Consider the following 2,569-nt stretch of genomic DNA (forward strand, 5'->3'; position numbering starts at 1 on the left):
AAGGCTACCGCAGGCAGGTCACCGGGTGGACCCGCACGGCCGTGGTGGGGAATGATGGGGGCCGTGAGTGAGACAAAGTCGAGACCATCCTCCCGGAACGTCACCTTCATGGCGGTGATCATCCTTGCGGTGGCGGCCATCGACCAGGCCACCAAGGCACTCATGCTGGCGTGGCTGGAACCGGGGGTGCCGTTCCCCGTCATCGGCGACTGGTTCCGTTTCCTGCTGCTGTTCAATCCGGGTGCCGCGTTCTCCATGGGGGAGAACAGCACCTGGCTGTTCACCACGATCCAGCTGCTCTTCGTGGTGGGCATCGCCGTCGCCGCCCGCCGCATCCACGACCGTGGACAGGCCCTCGGCCTGGCGCTCATCGCCGGTGGTGCCCTGGGCAACCTCATCGACCGGCTGTTCCGTGAGCCGGGTTTCTGGTTCGGGCATGTCGTGGATTTCATCTCCGTGGGTTCCTTCGCGGTGTTCAACGTCGCCGACGCGGCCATCTCGGTCGGCGTCGTGGTGTTCGTCCTGGCACTGTTCATGGAGGAGCGGAAGGCGAAGGTGGCGGCATGACCCGTGACACCCGTACTCTCCCCGTCCCGGAGGGCCTGGCCGGCATGCGTGTCGACGCCGCCCTCTCCAAGCTCCTCGGCATCTCCCGCACCGTCGCCGCGGAACTGGCCACCGAGGGTGACGTGCTCATCGACGGGCAGGCCGTGGGCAAGTCCGACCGTCTCCACGAGGGCTCCTGGCTGGAGGTGACCCTGCCGGCCGCCCCCGATCTGACCCCCAAGGAGGAGCTGATCGAGGGGATGGACATCCTCTACTCGGACAGCGACATCATCGCGGTGCACAAGCCCGTGGGTGTCGCGGCGCACCCGACCGTCGGCTGGGAGGGGCCCACCGTCGTCGGGGGCCTGGCCGCCGCGGGTTTCCGCATCTCCACGTCCGGTCCGCCGGAGCGCAAGGGCATCGTGCAGCGTCTCGATGTCGGCACCTCCGGCGTCATGGTCGTCGCCGCCTCCGAGCGTGCCTACACGGTGCTCAAGAACGCCTTCCGCGACCGCACGGTGCGCAAGGTCTACCACGCGCTGGTCCAGGGGCACCCGGACCCGTTCACCGGCACCATCGACGCCCCCATCGGCCGTCACCCCTCCGCCGGCTGGCGTTTCGCGGTGACCACCGACGGCAAGCCCGCGATCACCCATTACGAGACGATCGAGGCCTTCCGGGAGGCCACCCTCCTGGAGATCGACCTCGAGACCGGCCGCACCCACCAGATCCGCGTGCACATGTCCGCGATCGGCCACCCGTGCGTCGGTGACCCGATGTACGGCTCCGACCCGGGCCTGTCCGAACGCCTCGGACTCATCCGCCAGTGGCTGCACGCCGTGCGGCTCGGTTTCCACCACCCGGGCACCGGTGAGTACATGGAGATCGAGGCCCCCTACCCGGACGACCTCGCCCACGCCCTCGAGGTGATCCGGGGATGAGCGACGCCCATGCCGACATGATCCGCCGGATCATCGCGGCGCTGGCCGCCGTGGCCCTGCTCGGTGCGCTCACGCTCGCCTTCCTCGACGACGCCACCCACAAGCCGGTTCCGCCGCAGGGCGACATGCTGGGTACGGAGACGGGGGAGTCCTTCGCGGCCTACGCCGAGCGCGCCCGGACCTCGCTTCTCGACGCCCCCGCCGACCAGCACGTCTACGCCCTGGTCACCTTCGCCGAGCCGTTGACCCCCGAGGAGGCCGGCGCCGTGCTGGACAACGTCGAGCGCGTCAACGCGATGATCGTGGAACTCGCCGCGCCCTTCTCCCTGCCCGAGCCGATCGCGGGGGAGGACCGGGCGGACGTGTTCCAGCGGGAGCTCGACCGCATCGCGGTGTCCCTGCAGGGGGTGGGCACCGTCCCCGTCCCGGAGCACCTCGACGCCGTCCTGGTCCGCGACAACGGCAACGTCCTGCGGCTGCTCTCGGAGGCCCCGCAGATCGCCGCCATCGAGGTCCTGCCCGCGGACGCGGCGTGGGGTCGCTTCGCTGTGCGTCCCGTCGAGGTGCCCTAGACTCGGCGCGTATGAAGCTGGTCACCCCCACCGTTGATCTGCATGATTCCTGGCTGGAATCCGCCGCCGAGTGGGATGGTGCGCACCAGGACGGTGCCGCCACCCACCTGGCGCGCCGCTACGGGTTCGACCTCAACGACCCGGCGGACTTCGCCACCTGGGTCGATGCCCTCAACTCCGACGTCGTGCCCGAGGGAGACGTCCCCGACACCAATTACTGGATGGTCGAGGACGGCGAGTACCTCGGCGCGATCCAGCTGCGCCACACCCTCGACAGATACGCACTGGCGGAACTGTTCGGGCACATCGGCTACGGGGTGCGCCCCTCAGCGCGGGGCCGCGGCCTGGCCAGGCAGGCCCTGCGCGAGGTGCTCCCGGAGGCACGCCGGATCGGGCTCCACCGGGTGCTGGTGTGCTGCCGGGAGGACAACGGGGCGTCGATAAGCGTGATCCGTGCCTGCGGGGGAGTGCTGGAGAACATCCGCCCCGTCGACGAGTTCAGCCTCTCCC

4 protein-coding genes are annotated in these 2,569 nt (G+C 69.7%); all 4 read left to right on the top strand.

Going from position 1 to position 2,569, the window contains the following annotated elements; translation table 11 throughout:
- Positions 1–63 precede the first annotated feature (63 nt).
- Positions 64–567, top strand: a complete 504-nt coding sequence (lspA, locus tag GXZ33_RS04070; protein WP_291339582.1) for a signal peptidase II — start codon at positions 64–66, stop codon at positions 565–567.
- Complete coding sequence (locus GXZ33_RS04075; protein WP_291339584.1) at positions 564–1,487, top strand: RluA family pseudouridine synthase; 924 nt, start codon at positions 564–566, stop codon at positions 1,485–1,487. The genes lspA and GXZ33_RS04075 overlap by 4 nt, the downstream gene beginning before the upstream one ends.
- The gene (locus tag GXZ33_RS04080; RefSeq protein ID WP_291339586.1) at positions 1,484–2,059 is read left to right on the top strand and encodes a hypothetical protein; all 576 of its coding nucleotides are present in this window, start codon (positions 1,484–1,486) and stop codon (positions 2,057–2,059) included. The genes GXZ33_RS04075 and GXZ33_RS04080 overlap by 4 nt, the downstream gene beginning before the upstream one ends.
- A gap of 11 nt (positions 2,060–2,070) precedes the next feature.
- Positions 2,071–2,569 (top strand): GNAT family N-acetyltransferase (locus GXZ33_RS04085; RefSeq protein ID WP_291339588.1); only part of this gene is annotated, 499 nt, incomplete at its 3' end.

The organism is Corynebacterium sp., assembly GCF_012838985.1.
Taxonomy (GTDB): Bacteria; Actinomycetota; Actinomycetes; order Mycobacteriales; family Mycobacteriaceae; genus Corynebacterium.